Here is a 25,499-nt window from a genome sequence, read left to right on the forward strand (position 1 = left end):
ATGGACAGCCGAAATTCTGATGTAATTCGCCTTGCCAAGTTGATTGGAAGAACGGCTAATGCTGTGGCTATCAGACTCACTAATTTTGCAGCTGTTGACCCCTATCATCAGGCAAGAGGAATAAAAGGAATGGATGGCGGCCGAAAGCAATGCCAACCGATTTGGGATGAATTTGTTGAAAATAGGGAAAGTTTACTGTTTGAAAGTGAGCGAATTTTAGCCGAAAAAGAGAATTTGACCCTTGAAGAAAAATTTGAGGGACTGTTTAGAGATATTAAAGACCTGAAAGGAGAAACAAAGATTCGAGAAGTCAAAATGCGAATCAATCAGAATGTATTTAGGCAGATTGTTTTGTCAAATTATTCAACAAAATGTGCGGTTTCTAACATTGATATTCCGGATTTGTTAGTAGCAAGTCATATTATTCCATGGGCGGTTAATGAAAATGAAAGGTTGAATCCTGAAAATGGAATTTGCCTTTCCAGTCTTTATGACAAAGCTTTTGACAAGGGATTGATAGGAATCACTGAACAGTTTTCGGTGGTTATTTCTAAAGACTTAAAAATGAATGCCAATAAAGATTACTACCAAAAATACTTCGCTGAATTAGAGAATAAAAAGTTACTGCTTCCCATAAGGTATCTGCCTAAGAAAGAATTCTTACAGTTTCATTTAGATACCGTTTTTAGTAAACGGAATAATTAAAGTTTCCAAAACTTGTCTTCTACAGCCCAATTTGGGTTTGAAACCAATCCAAATAGTTGTCAATTTGAGTAGCTAAATAGTAAGGTAAATTCAGCAAATAATAGGGCTTGCCTTCAATGGAACTACTATTTGTAATGGTTACTTCTCCAGCATAAAACCGTACCGCCATGGTATGAGGTGCTAAATCCATAAACTGATGCAGGGATTTTAAACGCCCGTCTGTACCTGATTTTACTTCGATGGGTATCAATTTTCCCTGATAGGGATATAGGAAATCAATTTCGGCAGTCGAGCTATTTTTTTCCTTGACCCAAAAATGCAGGCTACCTAATGCTAAGTATTGTTTGGACAAAATCTCCTGCCCAATTAAATGTTCAATCATTGTCCCCTGATATACACTGTTCAAATCGGTTGTTCCAAGTATATCTATTTGAATTCCCGCCAAATAATTCATCAGTCCCGTATCAAGCACCTGTAAGCGAGGAGATTTTTTAAGGTCCGGATTAAAAGGTAAAATGGCAGACGTTTCGGGATAAATCAATTGCACCAATAAAGCTTTTTCTAAGGTTCGTAATGCTTCGCCCATTTCTCTTGATTTGTAAGGAGAATTGCCAAACCCTTCAAACTTGATGCGTTTGCCGGCTTGCCCGAAAGCCGCACTCATGGCATGTCGGATGTGCTGAGTCTGACTTCCTGAATGCGCGTATTTCTCTACATCATCTGAGTAAGACGTAAGAAGGGCGTCATAAATAGGCGATAGGGCTGTTAAATCTCTAAACTGACTATAATGCTGTACTACTTCGGGCATCCCGCCAATTAATGCATATTGATGAAAAAGCTGCCGCATTTTGATGTGAGCAAAACTTGGAATCGGCACATTTTCGAGTTGTTCGAGCGCGGTTTTTTCGTTTATTGCTGCTAAAAACTCGGGAAACGAAGCGGGTCTTACTACTTTGTATTCTACTCTTCCTACCGGAAAACTTATGTGCTTATCAAAAAGTGTTTCAAGCATACTGCCTGCCGCAATGACTGCTATTTCGGGAGCGGATTCATAAAAAAATCGAAGAATTTGGAGCGCTTTAGGAACGGCCTGAATCTCATCTATAAATAGTAACGTTTGTTCTTTTTTGCTTATTAACTGATTTTTTGCGAAAAATAAGGTTTGTAATAATAGTTCAATTGAACTGAAATTGTCAAAAGGCAGGCGGTCTTCAGGCAGTTCCAAATTCAGATAAATGTATTGGGAAAATTGTTGAGCAAATTGATTAACAACCGTAGTCTTTCCCACCTGTCTTGCTCCTCTCAAAACCAGAGGTTTACGAGCGGGCTTTTTCATCCAATCAGTTAACTCTTTCAGTAGTTTTCTTTGAAACATGACACAGAATTAGGGTAAAAAATACTTTTTTATGTAACAAAATTAGGGTAAATATTATGAAAATTTGTAATGAAATTAGGGTAATTGATTACTTTTAGAAAATATTGCGATAAATCTGACCCTTTTTTAGCAGATGCGCGCTGTAAATAGTTACTTTGTCTAAACTCAAATTAGAAATATCATGACACGTTGGGGAATTATCGGACCAGGGCGCATTGCGCATAAATTTGCTCAGGATTTGATGCAGGTAGCTGACGCTAGGCTAATGGCGGTGGCGTCACGAGATCTGGGGCGGGCGCAACTGTTTGCCCGCGAATATGGCGCTGAATATACCTACGGTAGTTACGAAGAAATCATCCAATGTCCCGAATTGGATGCGGTTTATATTGCTTCACCGCACATTGGGCATTTTGAACATACCCTTCTTTGTCTCAACGCTGGTATTCCTGTTTTGTGTGAAAAACCCTTTGCTATGAATACCGCTCAGGTAAGTGAGATGATTCACGTAGCCCGCGGAAAAAACGTGTTTTTGATGGAGGCATTGTGGACTCGTTTTTTGCCTACAACCCTTAAAACGCTTGAAATCATTGCGTCGGGGGCGATTGGGAAAGTATTGGGAGTGAAAGCGGATTTTGGTTTTAAAGCACCGTATGATGTAGATAAACGTACTTTTAATAAAGACTTAGGCGGCGGAGCACTGTTAGATATTGGCATTTATCCGTTGTTCCTGTCTTACCTTATTTTAGGAAAACCAACCAAAATCACCGCTCAGGCCATTTTTGGAGTTACCAAAGTGGATGAATCTACCGGAATGACGCTGACGTATACGGATGAAAAGTTTGCCTTTCTGGATTGTACTTTTATGGCCAATACGCCCTGTGAGGCCTTTATATACGGCGAAAAAGGAAGCATTGCCATTGCTTCACGTTGGCACGAAAGCAAGTCTGTGACGGTCACTTACGACGATGAAACGACCGAAACATTTCCTTTTGACCGTCCGACGTGGGGGTATCAATATGAAATAGAAGAGGTGAATGCGTGTTTGGCAGAGGGTAAATTGGAAAGTGATAGTTGGACTTTGAGAGACAGTATGAATTTGATTGCTCTGCTGGATGCAGTAAGACAGGAGATTGGGTTGATTTATAAAGATTTTGATAAAATCCTTTAAAAAATTATGCAGCCTGATTTGCGCTATCTTTATGTACCCATTCCTACCTTGCTTTCGGCCTGTTTTGCTTTATTGGTAGTTTTACTCGTTGTAGGTATTTACTATGCCGTTCGTAGTGTTGCTAAAAAGAAAATGCCTTTCATCTTTTTAGGATGTCTGCTGTGGCTATGTTTACTTTATGTTTTGGCTCAAAATTCATTTTTTCTGGAATTACAGGCCGTGCCGCCGCGATTTTTAGTTGCCGTGCTGCCTCCTTTCATTTTCATTGGAGGAGTATTCGTGTCACGTAAAGGGCGACAATTTATGGAAGGTTTATCGCTTCGTCACCTGACTTGGGTACATACGATACGGATTGGGGTTGAACTCTTATTATTTCAATTGTTTGTAGTCGGACAGATTCCGCAAATCATGACGTTTGAAGGGCGGAATTGGGATATTTTGGCCGGGTTGACTGCTCCAATGATGGTATTTATGGTTTTTCGCCAAAAGAAATGGTCATCGAAGGCATTGTTGTGGTGGAATATTTTTGCCTTAGGTTTATTGATTAATATCGTGACGACTGCGGTATTGTCGGCTCCGTTTCCATTTCAACAATTGGCCTTTGAGCAACCCAATGTCGGCGTTTTGAAACCGACGTTTATTTGGCTTCCAGGTTTTGTGGTACCTGTAGTGTTGTTTTCGCATTTGGCGGCAATTCGGCGGCTTTGGAGGTGATAGGTACAGATTGTAAATCTGTGGTCAGATTTCATCAGGATTACAAATCCCGATGAGCATTACGAGCATTTTGATTTAAGCCATGGGCAACTGAAACCAAAAACGACTGCCGCTGCCCAATTCGCTTTCAACGCCGATGTGTCCATTTTGAGCGTCAATAAATTCTTTGGAAATCGCCAATCCAAGCCCTGTTCCTGTCTTGGATTGGCCGTTGGTAGGTACTTGAAAATACCGGTCAAAGATGCGTTGTTGGTATTTACTCTCAATGCCTTTCCCTTCATCTTTTACCGAAAATTCAACCTGTTTTTTCCCTTCATCTATCTTTGCAGAGATTTCGATAACGGACTTTTCAGGGCTGTGGCGAATGGCATTGGAAAGAAAATTCATCAATACCCAAGCCGTTTTGTCTAAATCAGCCTGAATTGCCGGTAAAGTAGGAGGGAGGTTGATTTGTAATGCAATCTGTTTTTGTTCGGCCACAAATCGTACAGCGTTAAGGGACATTTCGACGAGTTCGTGAGGTGCAACCGCTATCAAATTAAGCTGAATATTACCCGTTTCAACCTGCGATAAATCAAGCAATTCGCCCGTGATATTGAGTAGCCGTTGGCTGTCGTCGCGGATGTGGGTCAACAGGTTTTTTTGTTCTTCATTCAAAGCCCCCACTCGTTCGTCCTGTAAGAGTTTCAAACTCATTTTAATGCTGGAAATTGGCGTTTTTAACTCATGCGAAACCGTGGCAATAAAATTGGTCTTGGCTTCGTCCAGGTCATGAAAAGGAGTAATATTTTTCAAAATTATAACCCGTCCGATGCGTTGATCCTCATTTTTTACCTCAAACGTTTCTTTGGTAAAATAGCTTTCACGTTCATTGGCAAAAATCTTGAGAGGTTTGGCGGAAGGTTCATCGTTGAGCAAGGTACGCAATAAATCATTTTTTAAGGCAATGTCTGGAGCGTAACGACCTATAATTTGGCGAATATCCAATCCCAATATTTCGGAAGCTACTGAATTGATAAACAGGATGTTGCTGTTTTCGTCCAGCCCTACAATCGCGTCATTCATTTGGTTAATGATGGTCTCGGTGCGGCGTTTTTCAAAAATCATCCGCGCGAGATTGCTGTGCTCGTACTCATCCAATTTCCGGGCCATTTGGTTGAAGGCTTGTGCCATTTCACCAAATTCGTCTTTACGATCCACGCCCAAACGTGATTCGTAATTTTTACGGGTGATTTCGCGCAAACCTTCGGTGAGCTGTTGGATAGGCTCGGAAATGGTACGCGGAAAATTGATTATAAACGAGAAGGCTACCAAGGCACATATCGTAGCAATAAGCACCATGTAAGAGTACACTTCATCGGCTGTTTTTTTGACCTGTGCATTTTTGCGCACAATAGCCTGCATATTTACATCGGAAATTTTAGCTAACTGTTTGTTGATGAGATAAATTCGGCTACTGTCGCGAGTTTGTCTGAACGCATTGAAGTGGCTTCGGAGCTGTTGAGTAGCTTCAGATTCCCCCACTTCAGTCAGGTTTTGCTCCTGTTTCAGAAGGTTATTTTCAAACAGAAGTACGTCTTCATTTTTCCACGCGTTTTCATCAATTACGTTCCGCATATTGCGAACATACTCCAAGGAGATGTAATTGTCTTTCAAAATCTCCTGTGCTTCGTTGGAGAGTTTTTTGAGATACCACGCTCCTAAAGTGCCGAGCAATAATATCACCGCAAACAAAAAGGTAAGCGCTAAACGAAGTTTGGTTTTTAGTTTCATGACCCTACCCAATAGTTCTTTAACTTATCACTACTAAATCAATGTCTGTATCGGAGACTTTTCGCAAAAGTCTAAAAAACAGCGAATTGCCTGTTAAGTTTTTCCAAAAATTACCGTGCGGTTTGCCGATACAAACGGTGGTAATGTTGTGCTTTTGGGCCGTATCAAAAATGGTTTGCGCCACTTCATCGCTCTTCACTCTGATTACTTCCGCGCCTAGTTCAGTGGCCAATTTAAAATTATTGATTAAATGGCGCTGAGTGGTCAATCCGATTTTATCGGTATCTTCTCCTGAAGTTTGAACGTACAGTACATACCATTTCCCTTGGTAATAACTGGCCAAACGAGCGGTCTTCCTCAGGATTTTTTTTGCAATTTCATGGTTGGAGCTAATGCAGGCTACAAATCGTTCTGCTCTGAACGTTGTATTTCTCGGTACTTCCAGCTCTACTTTCCGCTCCACCTGCGACGCCACTTCTTTCAGCGCCAATTCGCGAAGCTGTAAGATTTTGTCCGACTTAAAAAAATTAGTAAGCGCCGTTTCAATCTTAGTACGGTCATAGATTTTTCCTTCTTTCAGACGGGTAATAAGCTCAGCGGCGGTAAGGTCAATGTTAACCACTTCATCGGCTTGCTGCAATAAGCTGTCAGGCACTGTCTCTTTAACTTCGATGCCTGTAATTCGAAAAACATCATGGTTTAGACTTTCGAGATGCTGAATATTAACGGCTGAAATTACGTTGATTCCCGCATCTAAAATGTCAATTACATCCTGCCAGCGCTTCTCGTTTTTTGAACCCTGAATGTTGCTGTGCGCCAATTCGTCCACAATTACCACTTCCGGGTGAAGGTTCAAAATGGCCTGCAAATCCATTTCTTCCAGTTCTTTTCCCCGATAAAAAACCGTACGGTGCGGAATGAGCGGCAAGCCTTCCAGCAACGCGTGAGTATCGGCGCGGCGGTGGGTTTCAACAAAGCCGATTTTGATGTCCACGCCGTTGCGAAGAAGCGAGTGGGCTTCCTGCAACATTCGGTACGTTTTGCCTACGCCCGCACTCATACCAATATAGACTTTAAATTTCCCCCGCTTTGATTTCTTAATCAAATCGAGGAAATATTGGGCGTTTTGTTCGGTTTGCTCAGGCATAGACAAATAGTTTGATTTAAAATGAGATCGCCAGAGAAGTGGTTAGAGTAAAAGTATGGTTTGTCGGTTGACCTTCTTTTTCAAAAACAGCGTCCTTACTATTTATACGACGGGCTTCAATACGCCATAGGGCATTGGAAATAGGTGCGTAATCAAGATTAACGGAGTAGCCCGTGGTTTGGAAGCCCTTTGGGGTAGGTGTGGCAATGACCAATCCTTTCCTGTCGGTATAATTTTCAATACGCCCCGCAACGCCCACTTTTGAACTCAATTGGTATTTTAAAATTGCCACCCAACTTGCCCAGGCATCGTAGGTCGATGACCCCGTTTGCCGTTGGTCCACGCCATAATCAAAGTCGGCAGTAAGTCCCAATTTTTCAGATAGTTGAAATATGCCGTAGAGGTTATGAAAAAAACGAGTTCGATTGGAATTGTCAGGCCTGCCTCCCAAAAACGTACTTGAGTTTAGCGTAACTTTGCCCGTAGGTTTAAACGTGATTTGAGTACCCACTGCCAACCGCGTATTGCCATCGGTCCGCCGCATTTGTTGCCAACCGTTGAGGACCAAACCCGATAAGAACCATTTTTCATTGTCGGATGTATAACCGATTTTGGCTCCTGTTTCGTAGTAAGGCGTATTGTCGGCCATGAGACTGCGGGTAAGTGTCCAACAATCTTTTGATATGGCGCTCTCAAAACCGATATGTGAGGCAAAAACACCCGCATCAAGCCATACATTTTTCGTTTTTGAGAGTTTGATTCCTGCATTGGCTTCAAAAATGTTACGCAATGTTCCCGGTTCGGCGGCTAAGTTGGCATTGGCGTACGTACCGACCATCAGGGCTACATTTCCACGAATGCGTTCGTCGGCATAAGCGGCTTTGATAAAACCCAGATTGACGTTAAATTCATTGTGTCGATTATGACTGTACACAAACGGCGGTCGGTCATTTGTTGCTGGTTGATTGAAATCATAACTGTAATAGCCTTCTACGTAGCCGCTTACGGTAAGTTTTGCGGTGGAATCGGTGGTTTGAGCCACTAAAGGTATGCACAGCACACAGGCTAAGGTGGTGTTTACTGACTTTTTCATGGTACTTTCTGATCTGTGGAATAAAAGCAATCGAGATATATTCGCCTATTGGTTACTTAAAATTACTTCAAGTTATCCAAGGCGATATTTAAGGCCAGGATGTTCACTTTTGAGGGACCGAATAAGCCTAAAAAAGGCCCTTCGGTATGGGTTTTAACCAATTCTTTGACTTTCCCTTTGGGCAGGTTTCTGACCTTTGCAATTCTGGCCACTTGAACTTCAGCACCTTGGGGCGATAAATCAGGATCAAGACCGCTACCCGAAGCGGTGACGAGTTCAGAAGGAATGTCTGATTTTTGGACGGTTGGGTTATGTACTAAAAACGTATCAATCCGAGCCTGAACTTGTGCCAAATAATCAGGATTGGAAGGGCCTTTGTTAGAGCCACCCGAACCGGCGGCATTGTATTCTACCGCCGATGGGCGCGACCAAAAGTACTTATCTTCTGTAAATTTCTGACCGACTTTGGCAAAACCTACGACTTTGCCATTAACAGCAACGGTTTCGCCGCGGCCATTTTCAGGAGCAAATTGAGCAAATCCCCAGACAATCAGAGGGTAAATGACTACTAACAATACAAACGTAGCGAGCGTCATCAGTATGGCGGGAACAATGTGTGTTTTCATTTTTTGTGTAACTTTGAGAAAATAAAATTTGATATGGAAACGATCATTAAAGTGCGTCCTTCAGAACTAAATGCGAGCTTTTTGGAAAAATTGCAACACTTTTTAAAGGGAAACGACAATTACGAAATCACCATTCAAGTGGCAGAAAAACCCTCAGCCTCATTTTTACGTTCCGAAACTCAGGAGCAATACAAAGCGCGACTGGATAAAGCGATTGGTAACATTGAAAAAGGGGAAAATGTAGTTTCGTTTTCTTTTGATGAGTTTGTCAAACTATCCAAATCGCTCTAATTCATGCGGAATATTTATTTTGAGGCCGATGCTTACAAAGACTATGTCGAGTGGTCGTATGAAAACCGCGAAATTTTTAACAAAATTAATGACCTGATTATTGATATTACTCGTGACCCGTTTAAAGGTCTGGGTAAACCTGAACCATTGAAAGGAAATTGGTCGGGTTATTGGAGCAGGAGAATCAACGGCGAACATCGTTTGATTTATAAAGTTGATAATGAAAAAGTGTCTGTCGTAAGTTGTCATGGTCATTATTGATTATTTAAAACAGGCTCCCTACCAGTAAATCAATTAGTTTAATACCAATAAAAGGCACAATCAAACCTCCCAAGCCATAAATCAGCAAGTTTCGACGTAATAATGCACTTGCTCCAATGGGCTTATATGCTACCCCTTTGAGCGCCAACGGAATCAACATAGGAATAATAATTGCGTTGAAAATCACTGCTGATAAAATCGCACTTTCGGGACTGGCCAAGTGCATGATATTGAGTGATTGCAAGGCGGGAATGGAAGTCATAAACAGGGCCGGAACGATGGCAAAATACTTGGCGACGTCGTTGGCAATGGAAAAGGTAGTGAGTGTACCGCGCGTCATCAACAACTGTTTGCCAATTTCCACAATTTCAATGAGTTTGGTGGGGTCGTTGTCCAAATCCACCATGTTGCCCGCTTCTTTGGCGGCCTGCGTTCCGCTGTTCATTGCGACACCTACATCGGCTTGGGCTAAGGCAGGGGCGTCGTTGGTACCATCGCCCATCATGGCTACGAGTTTGCCGCTTGCCTGTTCGGCTTTGATATAGTTCATTTTATCTTCCGGCTTCGCTTCTGCGATAAAATCATCCACACCGGCTACGTTGGCAATGTATTTGGCCGTCAGTGGATTGTCACCCGTCACCATTACTGTTTTTACGCCCATTTTACGCAGACGCTCAAAACGTTCCTGAATACCGGGTTTGATAACATCCTGTAATTCAATCACTCCCAACACTTTATCATTTTCAGATACGACCAGCGGCGTACCGCCATTCGTGGCAATGACCCGAACTTGTTCGGCAGTGTCTTTCGGGAATTCGTTCCCTGCCCGTTCGACCATATTTCTAATTGAATCCTGAGCGCCTTTCCGAATCTGGACGTGATTGGGCAAATTGACACCCGATGAACGCGTTTCGGCGGTGAACTTTATCATTTCGGCGTTTTGGGGCATGGCAGGAAGTTTTTGCCCTTTTTGCTGCCCCAACTCAAGAATTGATTTTCCCTCGGGCGTATCATCGGCCAACGATGAAAACAGCGCAGAAGTAATAAACCGATCCTGACTGATGCCCGCCGTTGGCCAAAAATGCGTGGCCTTGCGGTTTCCGATGGTGATGGTTCCTGTTTTGTCTAAAAGTAGGGTGTCAATATCGCCTGCGGTTTCAACGGCCTTTCCTGATTTGGTAATCACGTTGGCCCGTAGGGCGCGGTCCATTCCTGCAATCCCGATGGCGGAAAGTAAACCACCAATGGTTGTTGGAATCAAACAGACAAATAGCGAAATGAACGCCGAAATGGCAATGGGGGTATTGGCGTAATCGGCAAAGGGCTTGAGTGTAACGCAGACGATGACGAAAATAAGCGTAAAGCCTGCCAATAAGATAGTTAAAGCAATCTCGTTTGGTGTTTTCTGACGCGAAGCGCCTTCCACCAAGGCAATCATTTTATCGAGAAAACTCTCACCGGGTTGGGTCGTTACTTTTACTTTGATGTGGTCTGAAAGCACTTTGGTACCTCCCGTCACCGACGACTTATCGCCACCGGCTTCGCGGATTACTGGAGCGGATTCACCCGTTATGGCCGATTCGTCAATGGTTGCTAAACCTTCGATAATTTCGCCGTCGGTCGGAATAAGATCACCCGCGTCGCATACAAATATGTCTCCTTTTTGAAGTTGAGACGAAGGAATGGTTTGAAGTTCGTTTACTTTTAAGTTACCAAGCGTTCTAATGACTTTGGCCGGGGTTTCTTCGCGGGTTTTACGCAGACTGTCGGCTTGGGCTTTACCGCGGGCTTCGGCCAGTGCTTCGGCAAAATTGGCAAAAAGTAAAGTAAGAAATAACACAATGAAGATGACCAAGTTATAGGCCAGACTTCCTTGAGTAGTATCGCCGCCAAAAGCAATTTGGAGACACACGAAGAACATCACCGCTGTTCCGATTTCAACCGTAAACATAACGGGATTACGGTACATTACCGTAGGATTTAATTTGACAAACGACTCTATTAGAGCTGTTTTGGCCATACCTCCCTGAAAGAGAGAAGTGGATTGAGAACGTTTCATATTTTTTGTAATTTTGAAAAAAAATGAATAAGCTATGTCAAATGCGCAACTTGTTACACTCGAAACTATGGTTCAAGGGCTAGGCTATGAGTCAGTTACAGACTATGCCATAAAAAAGATGCGGGATGAACTTGAATTGAACATTAAAGAAAGTCAGGAAATCATTGATGGTTTTGAAAAAAAATATGGCATGTCCTTTGATGACTTTAAGCGTCGCTTTTTTGAATTAGAGCAATTTGGTCTTTTTGATAAGGAAGATGATAGTATGGATTGGAAAGTGGAAGTCGAAGCAGTGAAAATTTATCGGGAACATTTGAAAAATTTGATTTAATGCTTCTTTACCCTAAGTCATTTGACCCTATCATCAAAACATTTACGCTGTTAAAATTTGAGCGTAAAGCCCTAAAAGCCAAGTTGAAATACAAAATCATATTCTTTGATGATTCCATTTTATTTGTCAGTGAAGTTTCTCTTGAATATAAGAACCTCTTTGAGTATGGATATCATTGGCAAAGACCTGATACTTCCCTGATTATTCGCTGGGATAATGCCCATGATTACCCCAACCTTTCAACTTCCCCTTTTCATAAACATATAGGTACTGAAACCAATGTGTTACCCTCTGAGCCAATGACCATTGAAAAAGTGTTGGCTTTCATCTCTACTCAATTAACTTAGCGTAAAGTAAAGAACTCAGCCAAAGGCCCCAGTGCCAACGCTGGGAAAAAAGACAGTGCGGCAATAATGAAAATCACGGCAAAAACCATAAAACCAAACGTCGCTGTATCCGTTTTGAGCGTACCTGCTGATTCGGGGATGTACTTTTTATTAGCCAAAATACCGGCAATGGCGATGGGGCCGATAATAGGCAGATAACGACTCAAAATCAGCACAATACCACAGGTAATGTTCCAAAAAGGATTGTTGTCGCCTAAACCTTCAAAACCCGAGCCGTTGTTGGCGGATGAGGAAGTATATTCATACAACATTTCTGAAAACCCATGAAAACTCGGATTGTTGAGCCAACCCACGCTTGGGTCTTTGGTAAAGACATAACTTGAGAAAGCGGTAAAAGACAGAATCAAAAAGGTATGCAGCAGCGCAATCATCGTGGCAATTTTCATCTCTTTGGCTTCAATCTTTTTGCCCAGAAATTCAGGCGTGCGTCCCACCATCAGCCCCGAAATGAATACGGCAATAATAATAAAAACGTAGAAGTTCAAAAACCCCACCCCCACGCCTCCGTAAAGGGCATTGATCATCATGTCAATCATTTGCATAGCCCCGGATAATGGCGTCATGCTGTCGTGCATGGCGTTGACCGAGCCGTTGGAAGTGGTTGTAGTGGTGATGCCCCAAAAGGCCGAAGCCGCCGCGCCAAAACGTGTTTCTTTCCCTTCCATGCTGCCAAGTGTTTGGCTGATACCCATTTTGTCAATGGCAGGATTCCCCTGCATTTCGAAATAAACGGAGACACTTAAGAGTAATAAAAAGCCGATGGTCATCACTCCGAAAATCATCCAAGCGAGTTTCTTACGATTTAGATAGAAGCCCAACGCAAATACAAAGGCAATCGGAATCAGGATGATAAGGATGTTTTCGACGATGTTGGTAAGGTAATTAGGGTTTTCGAGTGGATGCGCTGAATTGACCCCAAAATAGCCCCCGCCGTTGGTTCCCGCCTGTTTGATGGCAATCAGAGCTGCCGCAGGCCCGCGCGATACCTGTACCGAATCTCCCTGTACCGTAACGATATTGGCCTTGCTTTCCCAGTTCATAGGTGTACCATTGAAGACCAAAATGATGGCTGCTACTAATGAAATTGGTAATAAAATTCGGGTGCAGGATTTGAGGAAATAACTATAAAAATTGCCCAATTGATTGGTTTGGTGCTCTTTCATTGCCTTAAATACAATCGCCGCTGCGGCTATACCTGTTGCTGCCGTCACAAATTGCATAAACATCAATCCCGCCAACTGCGAAAAATAGGTCACACCCGTTTCCCCCGAATAGTGCTGTAAATTACAGTTCACCAAAAATGAAATAGCGGTATTAAATGCTAAATCAGGACTCATGGACGGGTTACCGTCAGGGTTGAGCGGAAGCCAGCCTTGGTTCATCAAAACAAATATCATCCAGAAAAACCATAAAAAATTAATGGTCAAAAGGGCTGCTAAGTGTTCCTGCCACGTCATTTCCTTTTTGGGATTGATACGGCACACTTTGTAGATAAAGTTTTCGAGTGGCGACATAAAGTCCAGCCAAGTAGGTTGCCCTAAATAGACCTTGGCGATGTAGCGTCCCAATGGCAGTGCTAACAAAACCGTAAGGACAAAAATTAAAACGATACCGAGAATTTCCTGTAACATAGTTGTAATCATTTTCCCCCTCCCTAAGTGGGGAGGGCAGGGGTGGGGCTTTTAAAATTTTTCGGGCTTGAGTAAGACGTACACTAAGTAGCAAAACACAGCCAATGAGAGGATGAACAGAACAGCGAACATAGTTTTAGATTTTTTCAAAGAATCGAATGGAACCATAAAACAGGGCAAAACACCCAATGCCCGTGAGGAGAAGACTAATCAGCATGACCATAATTAAATCTGTTTTAGTAAGATGTAGTAAGGGATGCCAAAGCTGTGCCGGTGAAAATGGAGTAGAGTTAAAGCATTTACTGTTAATAGTTTATAGATTTCAATTGGATTTTCTCAATAAAAAACCCTTCCGTTTTGGAAGGGTCGATTTTCATTTTGGAAGGGCCTGTCGTAGAGATGCCGTATCGGCACGCGGGGCGGCCCGTGCCGTCCGCCGTTGCGGGACCGAAAATTTTGCGTCTGTTTATATATGGCTTAAAGAAAGACGCAACATTTTGCGTCTCTACAATCCATATTCCTCAATTTTCCGATAAAGTGTTGTCAAACCGATACCCAGGAGACGGGCGGTTTCGGTTTTGTTGCCTTGGGTGTGATGCAACATTCGTTGGATGTGTTGTTTTTCAATCTCGGCTAAAGTAGCCAACCCTTGTACAAGATTAGCCGTCCCAAATTGCATTTCAAAAGGAAGTTCCTGGACAGTCAACTCTGAGTGATTGGATAAAAGAACGGCTCGTTCGATGACATTTTTCAATTCACGAATATTGCCTTTCCACGGACTTTGCTTCAATTTTTCTAAAAAAGCAGGTGATAGTTTTGGGGCGGGGCGATTCATTTTGGCAGCATAGACCTGCACAAAATGCGCTGCCAACAATGGAATGTCTTCCGGACGTTGGCGAAGAGCAGGTAATTTTATTTCAAAAACCGATAAGCGATAGTATAAATCCAATCGAAAATGCTGGTTTTCTGCTTCTTTTTGTAAGTCTCGGTTGGTGGCGGCAATAAACCGCACGCTCACTTGAGTCGGTTTGGTATCGCCTACTTTATAAAAGATGTTAGTTTCAAGAACGCGAAGAAGTTTGGCTTGGAGGTCGAGGCTCATTTCACCAATTTCGTCCAAAAACAAGGTGCCGCCGTGGGCCTCTTCCATGAGCCCCTTTTTGTCTTTCAGTGCTCCCGTAAAAGCCCCTGCGCGGTGACCAAACAACTCACTTTCTAAAATTTCGCGGCTAAAAGCGCTGCAATTGAGTGCTACAAATGGCTTGTCGCGGCGTGGGCTTTCCTGATGAATGGCTTGTGCAAAGACCTCTTTACCCGTTCCAGTTTCACCCAAAAGCAATACGGTGGTGTCCGTCGCCGCTACCTTTTGAGCAAGCAGGACAACTTCCTGAATCGGTTTCGAATTTCCAAGAATACTCCCAAATCCAAATTTTTGATGGACTCGTTCTTCCAGCCGTTTTACTTTTTGTTGGAGTTCGGCTTTTTCCATGGCCCGTGCCACAAGCGGTACGATGCGGTCGTTGTCGTCGCCTTTGGTAAGGTAGTCGAAAGCGCCGTTCTTTACCGCTTTTACACCGTCAGCAATGGTGCCGTAGGCTGTAAGCAGGATGATTTCAACGAGAGGGAATTGGCTTCTAATGCGCTGAGTAAGTTCTACGCCATGGGCATCGGGGAGTTTTACATCACAGACAACTACCTGAATGTCTTCTTTCTCTAAAATCTTCCAGGCCGAACGGGCATCTCCTGCTTCGCTGACATGGTAGCCTTCTAACTCCAGGATGCGTTTGAGGAGGCCGCGGAGTTTGATTTCATCGTCAATCAGGAGCAGGTTTGGCATGGGGAAGGGGAGGTTATCCGTTAACGGTTATTTGTTAGTCGTTTGAATCGCAAATAACGGATAACAATTAACATATTATTTACCTTCATACTCCGCCAACGTTTCTCTCAAAAATTTCAAAAACGGTTTGGAGAATTCTTTGCGTTTGAGCGCAAATTTGACGGTTGTTTTCAAGAAATCAAGCTTATTTCCGATGTCGTGGCGCTCGCCTTCAATGCGGTGGGCGTAAATACTTTCACGACGCAACAGGATTTGGAAGGCGTCGGTCAATTGAATTTCGCCGCCTTTGCCTTTGCCTGTTTGTTCAATCGCTGTAAAGATTTCGGGAGACAAAATATAGCGTCCTGCAATGGCCAAATTCGAAGGGGCGGACTCAATGGAAGGTTTTTCAATGAGTGCATCCAACTGCATAATGGTATCGCTCAACGCCGTTCCACCCACAATTCCATAGCGGTTTACCTTTTCGCGAGGAACGGTTTCTACGGCAATGATGGTACTTTGGTATTGCTCGTAGGTATCAATCAATTGCTGAGTGACTGGAATCACAGAATCCATGATGGTATCGCCCAAAAGTACGGCAAAGGGCTCATTACCAACGTGTTGTTTGGCATAATAAATAGCATCGCCCAGTCCATTGGTCTCGCGTTGGCGAACGTAATGAATATTGGCCATGTCCGATAAGCGGCGCATTTCGTTCCAAAGCAGCTCGTCCTGCTTTTCTTCTAATTTGGCTTCCAGCTCTACATTGCGGTCAAAGTGGTCTTCAATGGCGCGTTTGCCACGACCAGTAATGATGAGAATGTCTTCAATGCCCGAATCCACCGCCTCCTGCACCACGTACTGAATGGTGGGTGTGTCGATGATAGGGAGCATTTCCTTGGGTTGAGATTTAGTAGCAGGTAAGAAGCGGGTACCTAAACCTGCGGCGGGTATAACGGCTTTACGAATCATGAAGGATATTAATTTGTCACCCTGAAAGGGTCTATTTTGTTTATAAGGATTACTTGTAAGGTATTTTATTTCCCATACAACGCCTTGGCTGCCGGCTCGTATTTGTCGCCTGCTGTCCAGTAGGGGCGGACGGATTTATTGGCAATGAGCCGGGCAGAGTAGGCAAACGATTGGCAGAATTTTAGCAGATAATCAAAGTCGATAGACTCGGGATTGTCGGTGGCTTGGTGGTAGTATTTCGCAATTTCTCCGTCAAAACTTTTGAATCCAGGCGAAAAATCAGGCGCAGGAATGCCTTTAGCGGCTAAACTGACATTGTCTGAACGGTCAAATAAGCCCTGCTCGGGCGCGGGGTCACCAAAAACACTCAGCCCAAAGGCGTTGCAACCTGCTTCGATTTCCGCTTTGCAGTTGGTGCGGTCGAGGCCTATGACCGACACGAGCGTTTTGTCGCTGTAGCCCGCACCGTCGCTGTTGAGGTTAAAAACGCACTGATTAAGCGGCACCAACGGGTGTTCTGAATAGTATCTACTTCCCAGCAATCCCACTTCCTCAGCGGTATAACCAATGAATAAAACCGAACGTTTGGCAGGCTTCAACGAAAGCGTTTTAGCAGCCGTCAACATGGCGACTGTTCCGAACGCATTGTCGCGGGCACCGTTAAAAATACTGTCGGCCGCCGTGTAGGTGTTGCCGCCTTTTTTGCCTATTCCGACGTGGTCGAAGTGCGCACTTACCACGATGTATTCATTTTTGAGTACTGGGTCGGTACCTTCAATAATACCGACTACATTGTATGAATTAACGTTTTGTTGGTCGCGGCCTGTCGTTTGAAAGGTAGCGGAGGAAGCTCCGCTTTTAAACAGATCTGTGTATTTTTTTTGCTGACCGTTTACCCACACGTGCGTTACGCCCGTGCTTGTGCCATTGTCCAGACTTAGTTTTTCGTTACCAAAATAACGGGAGGCAAAACTCCAGGGAATTTGAGCCGTAAACAATTCAATCAGCAGCGCGGCCCCTTTTTCAGTGGCAATTTTACGTTTGTCGTTGGAAGCAGCAAAAATCTCCTGCGGCGTTTTAGACTCCGGTGTGCCTACTTGGGCTACGACGATTTTTCCTTTTACATCTGTCTTGTAATCGTCTGCCAACCCATAATTTACAAAAACAATATCTGCCTTGAAATTGGCAGGGCTACCGCCCAATAGTACAAATTCTTTGCCTGAGTGTAAGGTATCACCATTGGCAATTAACAGGCCTTCTTTGGCAGCTTTTTGAATCACAAACGGAACGGGTTGCAAGTAGTCCGTTTGGCCGGGAGCGGGTTTAAGGCCCAAAAACCGAAACTGTTCGGCAAGGTAGCGTGCGGCTACCAAATTTTCCTGTTCTCCCGTTCGCCGTCCCTGAAGTTCATCAGACGCCAAAAAACGCATATTCATTTCTACTTCTGCCTTGGAAAATTGGGCTTCGGGCAGTTTTTTGAGCGATTGCGCATAGGAAGAAAAAGAAAGAAGCAAGGAGACAAGAAGGAACGATTTTATGGATGCTTTCAGCATGACAAATTGAGTTTTAGGCGGTTTCCAATACTTTGGGACCTTGTTGATTGATTTGAGATACGTAACTTTTAGTGGTAATGCCCACCCTACCAAAGGCTTCACTCATGGATAGGGCGACGCGCTCGGCAGTGGCGCGGCCACGGCTGAGGGCAAACATCGAAGGGCCCGCCCCCGAAATGCTGCATCCCAGTGCTCCGCTTTCGAGAGCGGCCTGTTTTACGTGGTCAAATTCGGGAATCAAAATCGAACGGACGGGCTCAATGATTACATCCACCATGGAGCGGCTAACCAAATCGTAATCTTCCTGCATTAGCCCGGCGATGAGACCTGCTACATTGCCCATTTGAGAAATGGTATTTTTGAGCGAAACTTCGTTACGCAAAATGTAACGGGCATCTTTGGTATTTACTTCTACATCGGGGTGAACCAACGTGCAGTAGAGTTCGTCAGGAACTTTGACCTTGAACACATCCAAGGGTGAATAGCTGCGAATTACTACAAAGCCGCCCAAAAGTGCCGGGCCAACATTGTCAGCGTGGGCAGCACCGCAGGCAATGCGCTCGCCTTCCATGGCAAAAGGAAGCAATTCCCGTTGCGTCAGCGGACGTCCCAAAAGTTCATTGATGGCAAAAATACCAACCACCGAACTGGCTGAACTGGAGCCCATTCCGCTGCCCAAAGGCATGTTTTTATGAAGCGTTACTTCTACGCCTTGGGTAGAACCGATGTGTTGGAGAAATTTAAGCATCACCACCGAAACGGCATTGCGTTCGGGTTCGCGGGGGAGACGACCTTCGTCGCCGATAATATCTTTAATAATGATGCCGGGCTCGTCGCGTTTGCGCAGTTCTACGATGTCACCGGGTTCGTCTAAAGCAAATCCAAAAATATCAAACCCACAGGCGACGTTGGCAACGGTTGCCGGGGCAAAAGCTTTTATATAATTCATTGTCAAATCAGATGAGAAGGCGGAAAATTGATTCGACAAAAGTACATAAAAACGTCAAATAACAGAATGATGGGCGAGGATGGGGTTGATATGTGAAAAGATAGGCAGTAACAGAACGGCTTTATCTGTTACTGCCTATCTATCGTCCGTCAGCGGTTCGGGGGTTAGACCAATTATAAATTTTTTGTGACAGAAATGTCGTAAGATGTCCATTGACTTCCTTCTTTTTCTAAAATATCAGTCTGGACTGCCACTGAAATTTTAGGATGTTGTTTTGATGAATAATATACGATAACCCCATTGGTTATATTTTCGATTTTATTTGAAACAAAGCCAGCATTTTTTATCTGTTTAAGTAAGGATTGATAGTATGATACAACAGCAGTTCTTGCGCCCACTAAAGTATAACTATCGCCTAAGAGAAAAATTGAAGTGTTTTTGGTCGTTATATCATTATTAGATGAAGTTAAGAACCCTTGATTTGATAAATATAAATACAATTCTCTGTTGTTATTTTTATCGGACTTGTTATAACTAAATCCTTTTGTTTCAATAAAGTCTTTAAAACAGGCGAAATTTTTACAATTCACTTTAGAAAGGAGTTCATTGAAAGTAATTGTTTGAGCAAAGGAATTAGTTGAGCAGATAATTAAAAAGCACAATGTTAGGTTCTTTTTCATTTTGTATTATTGTTTATCAGGTTGTCAAAATAATTATTTTTAAATACACTTATTGGTGGTTCAATTTGAAAGTTGTTGCTTCTTGTTGGGCGAGAGCTTGAATATGAGCGTGTGATTGTTCAATGGTTTTATTGTCTGATTTGAAAGTTGTTGCTTCTTGTTGGGCAAGAGCTTGAATATTGGCGTGTGATTGTTTAATGGTTTTATTGCTTGATTTGAAAGTTGTTGCCTCTTGTTGGGCAAGAGCTTGAATATGAGCGTATGATTGTCCTATAGTTAGGTTTTCGGCTTGTTTACTCGCCAAATACTCACCAAAGCCAATTATTAATACTGCTACAGAAGCTGCTACTGGATACCTCCACCAATGTATTTGATAATTAGGTACTTGGGCAGCAATATCAAACCAAGTCTGAACTGGCGGCTCGTAAATCGGCAGCTTGCTTAGTGCTTCCTGCAAAGGCGCGTCATTGAGACCTTGCTCAATGTTTTCCCAGACCGATTCGGGCGGAGAATACTGCGGAAGTTTATCGTTCAATGACTTTGCCATTTTTACATTACTGTTTGCTCTTTGAAATTTCATTCTTCACTGACTTCTCACTCCTGTCTCCTCACTAACATTTCCCGTAACCGCTTTTTTGCGTAGTTCAATTGGGATTTGGAGGTACCTTCCGAAATTCCCAGTATCTCAGCTACTTCGCGATGCGCAAATCCTTCGGTTTCAATCAGCACGAATACCGCACGAGCGCCTTCGGGCAAACTCAAAATGGCTTTTCCCAAATGGTCTGCATCAATGGCATCATTTCCCCAATCAACGGGGTTGGTATCCGTTGGAAGCTGTTCCATTAATACATAATGCGGTTGCTTTTGAGCGTTTTGATACGCCTTTCTTACCAAAATGGATTTGATCCAAGCGCCGATTGTTGACTCACCCCGGTATTGTGCCAAGTTCCGAAATACCGACAGGAATGTATCCTGCAAGGCCGTGTTGGCTTCGTCAAAATCGCCCGTAATGCGGTACGCCAGCGTGTACATCGCTGATTTGTAACGATCATACAGGAGTCGTTGCGCGGCACGGTCGTGGTTGAGACAGCGTTGAATCAGTTCTTGTTCGGTCATGCAATGATGCTTTCAATCACAAAGAGCGGCCAACGGGTGGGAAAGGTTGGAAAGGGAGAAGAGGAAATTTGAAATAGGAGGTAAGAAGTTCGTACTTCCTATTTTATACCTCATACCTTCCTATTTAGTACCTCCTACTTCACAAATCCCGCAGTAGCCATCCAGTGCAGGCAGCGGCCAAACCACTCGTCGAAAGCGGGGACTTTTAAGTATCCGTGTTCTCCTTTTGAGTAAATGTGCAGTTCGCTTGGGATGTTGTTTTTCTTCAATGCTTCGTAAAAAATAAGGCTGTTGGAAACCGGCACTACAGTATCATCCCCCGCGTGAGTGATGAATGCGGGTGGGGTAGAAGCAGTTACCTGAAGGTCGTTTGAATAGAGTTTAATTTGTTCTGCGGAGGCGCTTTTACCCAATAGATTTGCCCCTGACCCTTTGTGACCAATGCCTTCCATAAAACTGATGACGGGATACACCAAAATCATGAAATCAGGTCGAACACTGATACCGTCCGTTGCAGGAAGTACAGACTGTGTAAAATGAGTGCCTGCCGTTGCCGCCAAATGCCCGCCTGCGGAGAAACCCATAATGCCGATTTTTTGAGGGTCAACATTCCATTCTTTGGCGCGTTGCCGAATGGTTTTTATGGCCTGTTGAGCGTCCTGCAAGGGGCCTATGGATGGGTCAATCATGGTTTTTTCGCTTGGCAATCGGTATTTCAATACAAAAGCAGCAATGCCTTGTTTGGTAAACGCGTCGGCTACATCGTAACCTTCTCTTTTGATAACGAGTACGCCATAACCACCTCCCGGACAAATGATTACGGCTGCCCCTGTTGCCTTTTCTTTAGGAGGTAAAAACACGGAAAGAGTAGGCTGTGATACTTTGGAAACTACTTGAGATGGTGTCTTTACCTCTTCGTTGGGAACATCTTTGGCATTAGGAACACTGCCCGGATAAAGTGTAATTTCTTCTTGGGCTAAACAGGAGAAGGAGAGAAAAAGAAAAAGGCCGGTTACTTTTATTTTTTGGATGCTCGTCATGATTAAATTTCTTCGTTTATAATTTCAATTTAAAAGAGAAGTATTGACTTTTTCTGCCCATTATTTTGACGAATTCTGTTTGCCAAATGACACTGCACTGATTGTTTGCCTACCTTTGTCGTATGAATCAATACCCTGTTTTTCTATTGTTAGGTGCCAATCTGGGCGAGCGGGAGTCCACACTGAAACAAGCCGTCCAATTGATTTCGGAACGAATTGCGCCTATTGCTGCACAATCGCAATTGTACGAAACGGCTCCTTGGGGCGTTATTGACCAACCTGCTTTTTTAAATCAGGTGATACAAATCGAAACCGAACTTTCGCCGAAAAAAGTGCTGGATCAAACCTTGAACATTGAAAAACAACTCGGGCGCGAACGCCGTTTGCGTTGGGGCGCTCGGGTCATTGACATTGATATACTGTATTACGCAGACCTTATTTTAGCCGATTCTGACTTACATTTACCCCATCCAAGGTTGCACGAACGCCGTTTTACGTTGGTACCCTTGGCTGAGATTGCTCCTGATTTTATCCATCCCGGTTTAAAAAAAACAAATCGAGAATTACTGGAAACATGTACAGATGAAGGGATTGTAAACGTTTTTGAACAACATTGGGAAGGTAAAAAGTAACTATATTGTAATGGAAGTGGTGATTTTATTTCGTAATTGACTAAATCACAACCCACAATTCACTAACTCACAAATAGCAGGAAGAATGCAACGTCGCGATTTTATAAAGAATACCGTTATCACCACAGGAGCGCTTGCTTTTGGCAGCTGCAATGAAAAAGATCCGTATGCCGAACGTAAGTATGAAGGTCAGATCGCTATCATTGGCGCAGGGGCTGCCGGACTCTATGCGGGGTACTTGTTGGAAGAAAAAGGTGCTAATTACACCATTTTTGAAGCATCCGAGCAAATTGGCGGGCGGATTCGTTCGTTAAAGGGCTTTGCTGATTTCGACATAGAGCTGGGAGCCGAGGAAATTCGCGGAAATCGTTCTGTCTGGTACGATTGGGTCAAAGAGTCGGGCGCTGCTTTTGTGCCTGACACGGCCACTGATTTTTATCAAATCGCCACTCAACTTCGCACCGAAAGTCAGTGGAATACAGACCTTGATTTCCAACTTGCTTTGCAGTTAGCGCAACAGGCTTTTAATTATACCGGCACTGACAGTACATTGCTTCAACTCATGGATACGTCCAAGTTGGCAGCCCGTGTACGTCACATTACAGAGGCATTGGTGGCCAATGAATATGGCACCTCGGCCGGTCGGTTAAGTGTCAAAGGAATTACGGAAGAGGCGCTGATTGGAGGAGCCGTTGATGGAAATTATGGTTTGGCCAATCGTTCATTGTTGTCAGTTTTAGAAGAAAAATGCAAAAAAGTCATTCCTAAAGTAGTGCTTAACAAGCAGATAAAAAGAATTGATTTCAGCAGTGACCGTATTAGTTTGGAAGATGCGCAGGTACAAAGGCGCTTTGTGGACAAAGTCATCATTACTGTTCCGCTAACCATATTGCAGGCCAATGAGCTACAATTTACCCCACCTTTGCCAGAAGCAAAGATTACAGCCATTAAAAACATAGGAATGGGGGCCGGAATGAAGGTGGTGTTGGTATTCAATCGTCGCTTTTGGGATGTTACTACCGGCTCTGTTTATACCTCTGGCTTAGTACCAAAATACAATGTGAGTTCGTACGGCCGCAGCACACAGTCGTTTGTCTTAACGGGTTTAGTAATGGGTGAAAAAGCCGAAGCCTTGAGCGCTTTGCCTTCCGCCACCGCAATTCAAAACATAGTCAAGGATTTAGATACTATTTACGGGAAAGGGGTGGCTACGGGCGCTTTGACAAACGCCCGTATCATGGATTGGGGCAAGGAGCCCTTTATCAAGGGAGCCTATTCGTACCCAATTGTCGACGGCGGAGGGCTGCTTACGCGACAAGCCCTTTCTCAGTCCGTACAACGTAAATTGTATTTTGCGGGCGAAGCCACCCATTACGGCGGTCACAGCGGCACAGTTCACGGTGCCATGGAATCCGGCCGCCGCGCAGTGGAGGAATTGTTGAAGGATGTTTCGTAGATTACTGATAATGTATTTTCCAAATTGTTAAGGCTTTTGTAGCCATATCTCGTTGCCTGCTACTTACAGTACTCGCATCCCATTTGTTGTATTCAATATGCGTGTTTGTTAATTTGAATTCACTTTTTTTGTACTCTGTATATTTCTCGGGAAAGAGTTTTCTTCCTACATTATTGTTACTGCTTGTTTTTAATAAAGTTAGATTTCCTAATCGATAGATATATTGAGAAGTGTCAGTGTTATTGAAGGCTTCTACCCATTCATCTGTCGGTTTCTCGGGTAAAATATGTTCAATAGTTACAGATTTATCATTTAAATCTACTTCATTACCCCCATATTGCTTTTCAAGCTTTGAAAGAATATATTTGACTAATTGGTTAGCTTTGTTAGTATTAATAGCTTTAGTAGCAAAATCATTTTTAAAGTTCGTGTCTACTAAATATACGCTTTCCAATAATTTAAAAATAGCTTTTGATGTGGTTAACTCACCTTTAAAGACTTTATTTGCGGCATCATTATAAACTCTTTCTAACTCATTAGGGTTTTGCCCACCAATTATGTTATATCTAAAACTTATAACAGCTATATCTCTGAGCAATTTTATAAATTCATCATCAGCTAGTTTTTCTTTTGCAACAAGTAATAATGAATAGCATTGAGTAACATCGAATAGATTTAATTCTTTAATATATTTTCTCTCTTCATCAACCCATAAGGCATTGTTTTCATCACTTAGAGCTGTATAGATGCTTACATTTTCTTCTAAGCTGTTTAATAAATCTAATGCTTCCTTTTGTTTTGTTATTTTTCTTTTTAAAGCCTTGAATAAGGTAGATTTTCTTTCAATTTTATTTTGCCGCGCATTCCAATAGTGGCGTAAATAAGTAGTTACTTCAGTATTGCCAAGTATGTCATTTATAGCATCCCATTTCATATCTAAATCTTCTACTAACGCAGGTGAATCTGATAAGATTAGTGAAAATAAGTAGTTTTTCAATAAATCAGACGCAGAGAGCTTTACACCTCTGGCATTCAACGTTTCAAAAATTTTGTAAGCGTTTGTATCGTCACCGACTTCTATAAGAGTAAAAAATAAATTACTTCCTAAACTGCCATCTACAAAGTCAAATAAATCTGAACCTGACATATTAGATTCAAATTTTTCTTCCAATTTTTTTTTGAAGTAAGTAAACGCTTTATATAATTTTTGGACAGATGGTTTTTCATTACTGATATTACTTGGTTTCCGTAACTGTACCAAATAACTTCTGAAAAAATATTCATTTATACGGTTTAGCCTTAGTTTGGCTTTAGTTACCAAAGTACGACCTTCTAAAAAACCAATATAACCTGTACGTATTAATTCTAATCTTTGTTTATTGTCGTCAGCATCAATGTCGCTATTGATCCAATCTTGTAGCAAACTTATACAAGCCAGGCAAATTATACTTAGTGTAGTAATTCGTTGTTGTCCATCTATTATTTCATAATGTTTAGGATTATTAGTACGTTTGAGAACAACATAGCCCATATAATGATTTTCATCATGACTGAGTTCTTCAATATCCAGCCATAAATCTTCCCATTCATCATAGTACCAGCTGTAATTTCGTTGATAGTTAGGTACTGCAAATGTTTTTCCATTACCTATTATCTCTGAAAAGGTAGGCCGTGATTGTTCAAAAAATATCTTTGACATAGTAA

General features: G+C 42.9%; 26 protein-coding genes. 9 read left to right on the forward strand and 17 right to left on the reverse strand.

The genetic code is table 11. The features are described from left to right. Positions 1–705, forward strand: coding sequence for an HNH endonuclease (locus Q0081_RS11395; protein WP_298352968.1), 705 nt, complete (start codon positions 1–3; stop codon positions 703–705). A gap of 19 nt (positions 706–724) precedes the next feature. On the opposite strand, the gene Q0081_RS11400 is transcribed toward Q0081_RS11395, so the two are convergent. After that, positions 725–2,080 (reverse strand): ATP-binding protein, encoded by a 1,356-nt coding sequence (locus Q0081_RS11400; protein WP_298352970.1) that lies wholly within the window; start codon positions 2,078–2,080, stop codon positions 725–727. A 181-nt stretch (positions 2,081–2,261) separates the two neighbouring features. Between Q0081_RS11400 and Q0081_RS11405 the strand changes: the two genes are divergently transcribed. Together Q0081_RS11405 and Q0081_RS11410 are read left to right on the forward strand one after the other, a co-directional pair. Further along, the gene (locus Q0081_RS11405) at positions 2,262–3,248 is read left to right on the forward strand and encodes a Gfo/Idh/MocA family protein (protein WP_298352972.1); all 987 of its coding nucleotides are present in this window, start codon (positions 2,262–2,264) and stop codon (positions 3,246–3,248) included. 6 nt (positions 3,249–3,254) lie between these two features. After that, entirely contained in the window at positions 3,255–3,962 is a 708-nt protein-coding gene (locus tag Q0081_RS11410; RefSeq protein ID WP_298352974.1) for a hypothetical protein, read from the forward strand. A gap of 75 nt (positions 3,963–4,037) precedes the next feature. Here the strand turns inward: Q0081_RS11410 and Q0081_RS11415 are convergent, their stop codons facing one another. The 4 genes from Q0081_RS11415 to Q0081_RS11430 all read right to left on the reverse strand — a co-directional run bounded on the left by Q0081_RS11415 (position 4,038) and on the right by Q0081_RS11430 (position 8,601). After that, positions 4,038–5,735 carry an ATP-binding protein gene (locus Q0081_RS11415; protein WP_298352977.1) on the reverse strand — a complete coding sequence of 566 codons (1,698 nt, stop codon included), beginning with the start codon at positions 5,733–5,735 and terminating at the stop codon, positions 4,038–4,040. Between the two features lie 19 nt (positions 5,736–5,754). Then, complete coding sequence (locus Q0081_RS11420; protein ID WP_298352980.1) at positions 5,755–6,882, reverse strand: sensor protein KdpD; 1,128 nt, start codon at positions 6,880–6,882, stop codon at positions 5,755–5,757. A gap of 16 nt (positions 6,883–6,898) precedes the next feature. Beyond that, a complete protein-coding gene (locus Q0081_RS11425; protein WP_298352983.1) occupies positions 6,899–7,975 on the reverse strand; it encodes a porin in 1,077 nt (358 codons plus the stop codon). A gap of 62 nt (positions 7,976–8,037) precedes the next feature. After that, complete coding sequence (locus tag Q0081_RS11430) at positions 8,038–8,601, reverse strand: K(+)-transporting ATPase subunit C (protein ID WP_298352986.1); 564 nt, start codon at positions 8,599–8,601, stop codon at positions 8,038–8,040. A 33-nt stretch (positions 8,602–8,634) separates the two neighbouring features. On the opposite strand from Q0081_RS11430, the gene Q0081_RS11435 reads away from it, so the two are divergent. Together Q0081_RS11435 and Q0081_RS11440 are read left to right on the forward strand one after the other, a co-directional pair. Then, complete coding sequence (locus Q0081_RS11435; RefSeq protein ID WP_298352989.1) at positions 8,635–8,892, forward strand: hypothetical protein; 258 nt, start codon at positions 8,635–8,637, stop codon at positions 8,890–8,892. 3 nt (positions 8,893–8,895) lie between these two features. Then, complete coding sequence (locus Q0081_RS11440; protein ID WP_298352991.1) at positions 8,896–9,153, forward strand: Txe/YoeB family addiction module toxin; 258 nt, start codon at positions 8,896–8,898, stop codon at positions 9,151–9,153. A gap of 4 nt (positions 9,154–9,157) precedes the next feature. On the opposite strand, the gene kdpB is transcribed toward Q0081_RS11440, so the two are convergent. Beyond that, complete coding sequence (gene kdpB / locus Q0081_RS11445; RefSeq protein WP_298352993.1) at positions 9,158–11,212, reverse strand: potassium-transporting ATPase subunit KdpB; 2,055 nt, start codon at positions 11,210–11,212, stop codon at positions 9,158–9,160. A gap of 34 nt (positions 11,213–11,246) precedes the next feature. Between kdpB and Q0081_RS11450 the strand changes: the two genes are divergently transcribed. Beyond that, positions 11,247–11,543 carry a hypothetical protein gene (locus Q0081_RS11450; protein ID WP_298352996.1) on the forward strand — a complete coding sequence of 99 codons (297 nt, stop codon included), beginning with the start codon at positions 11,247–11,249 and terminating at the stop codon, positions 11,541–11,543. Next, a complete protein-coding gene (locus Q0081_RS11455) occupies positions 11,543–11,890 on the forward strand; it encodes a DUF6516 family protein (RefSeq protein ID WP_298352999.1) in 348 nt (115 codons plus the stop codon). The genes Q0081_RS11450 and Q0081_RS11455 overlap by 1 nt, the downstream gene beginning before the upstream one ends. Here Q0081_RS11455 and kdpA read toward each other — a convergent pair. The 10 genes from kdpA to Q0081_RS11500 form a co-directional block, all read right to left on the reverse strand. After that, positions 11,887–13,581 (reverse strand): potassium-transporting ATPase subunit KdpA, encoded by a 1,695-nt coding sequence (gene kdpA / locus Q0081_RS11460; protein WP_298353002.1) that lies wholly within the window; start codon positions 13,579–13,581, stop codon positions 11,887–11,889. The two genes, Q0081_RS11455 and kdpA, sit on opposite strands and share 4 nt — an antisense overlap. 51 nt (positions 13,582–13,632) lie before the next feature. Then, complete coding sequence (gene kdpF / locus Q0081_RS31860; protein WP_409034058.1) at positions 13,633–13,749, reverse strand: K(+)-transporting ATPase subunit F; 117 nt, start codon at positions 13,747–13,749, stop codon at positions 13,633–13,635. Positions 13,750–14,086: 337 nt separating this feature from the next. Beyond that, positions 14,087–15,418 carry a sigma-54 dependent transcriptional regulator gene (locus Q0081_RS11465; RefSeq protein ID WP_298353005.1) on the reverse strand — a complete coding sequence of 444 codons (1,332 nt, stop codon included), beginning with the start codon at positions 15,416–15,418 and terminating at the stop codon, positions 14,087–14,089. A gap of 75 nt (positions 15,419–15,493) precedes the next feature. After that, positions 15,494–16,369 carry a UTP--glucose-1-phosphate uridylyltransferase GalU gene (gene galU / locus Q0081_RS11470; protein ID WP_298353007.1) on the reverse strand — a complete coding sequence of 292 codons (876 nt, stop codon included), beginning with the start codon at positions 16,367–16,369 and terminating at the stop codon, positions 15,494–15,496. Between the two features lie 65 nt (positions 16,370–16,434). Continuing rightward, the gene (locus tag Q0081_RS11475; RefSeq protein ID WP_298353009.1) at positions 16,435–17,922 is read right to left on the reverse strand and encodes a M28 family peptidase; all 1,488 of its coding nucleotides are present in this window, start codon (positions 17,920–17,922) and stop codon (positions 16,435–16,437) included. Between the two features lie 13 nt (positions 17,923–17,935). Continuing rightward, entirely contained in the window at positions 17,936–18,871 is a 936-nt protein-coding gene (locus Q0081_RS11480) for a homoserine kinase (RefSeq protein ID WP_298353012.1), read from the reverse strand. 173 nt (positions 18,872–19,044) lie between these two features. Next, positions 19,045–19,551: a hypothetical protein gene (locus Q0081_RS11485; protein WP_298353014.1), complete on the reverse strand. Its 507-nt coding sequence runs from the start codon at positions 19,549–19,551 to the stop codon at positions 19,045–19,047. 49 nt (positions 19,552–19,600) lie between these two features. Continuing rightward, positions 19,601–20,086, reverse strand: coding sequence for a hypothetical protein (locus tag Q0081_RS11490; protein WP_298353016.1), 486 nt, complete (start codon positions 20,084–20,086; stop codon positions 19,601–19,603). Positions 20,087–20,145: 59 nt separating this feature from the next. Then, positions 20,146–20,667: an RNA polymerase sigma factor gene (locus Q0081_RS11495; RefSeq protein ID WP_298353019.1), complete on the reverse strand. Its 522-nt coding sequence runs from the start codon at positions 20,665–20,667 to the stop codon at positions 20,146–20,148. 134 nt (positions 20,668–20,801) lie between these two features. Next, the gene (locus Q0081_RS11500) at positions 20,802–21,707 is read right to left on the reverse strand and encodes an alpha/beta hydrolase (protein ID WP_298353022.1); all 906 of its coding nucleotides are present in this window, start codon (positions 21,705–21,707) and stop codon (positions 20,802–20,804) included. Between the two features lie 122 nt (positions 21,708–21,829). Here Q0081_RS11500 and folK point away from each other — a divergent pair, with 122 nt between their 5' ends. Next, positions 21,830–22,339, forward strand: a complete 510-nt coding sequence (gene folK / locus Q0081_RS11505; protein WP_298353026.1) for a 2-amino-4-hydroxy-6-hydroxymethyldihydropteridine diphosphokinase — start codon at positions 21,830–21,832, stop codon at positions 22,337–22,339. An 85-nt stretch (positions 22,340–22,424) separates the two neighbouring features. After that, positions 22,425–23,795 (forward strand): NAD(P)/FAD-dependent oxidoreductase, encoded by a 1,371-nt coding sequence (locus tag Q0081_RS11510; RefSeq protein WP_298353029.1) that lies wholly within the window; start codon positions 22,425–22,427, stop codon positions 23,793–23,795. A gap of 1 nt (position 23,796) precedes the next feature. Here Q0081_RS11510 and Q0081_RS11515 read toward each other — a convergent pair whose 3' ends face one another. Continuing rightward, complete coding sequence (locus Q0081_RS11515) at positions 23,797–25,494, reverse strand: DUF262 domain-containing protein (protein WP_298353032.1); 1,698 nt, start codon at positions 25,492–25,494, stop codon at positions 23,797–23,799. Positions 25,495–25,499: the final 5 nt, after the last annotated feature.

The organism is Runella sp., assembly GCF_027484545.1.
In the GTDB taxonomy this organism is placed as follows: Bacteria; Bacteroidota; Bacteroidia; order Cytophagales; family Spirosomataceae; genus Runella.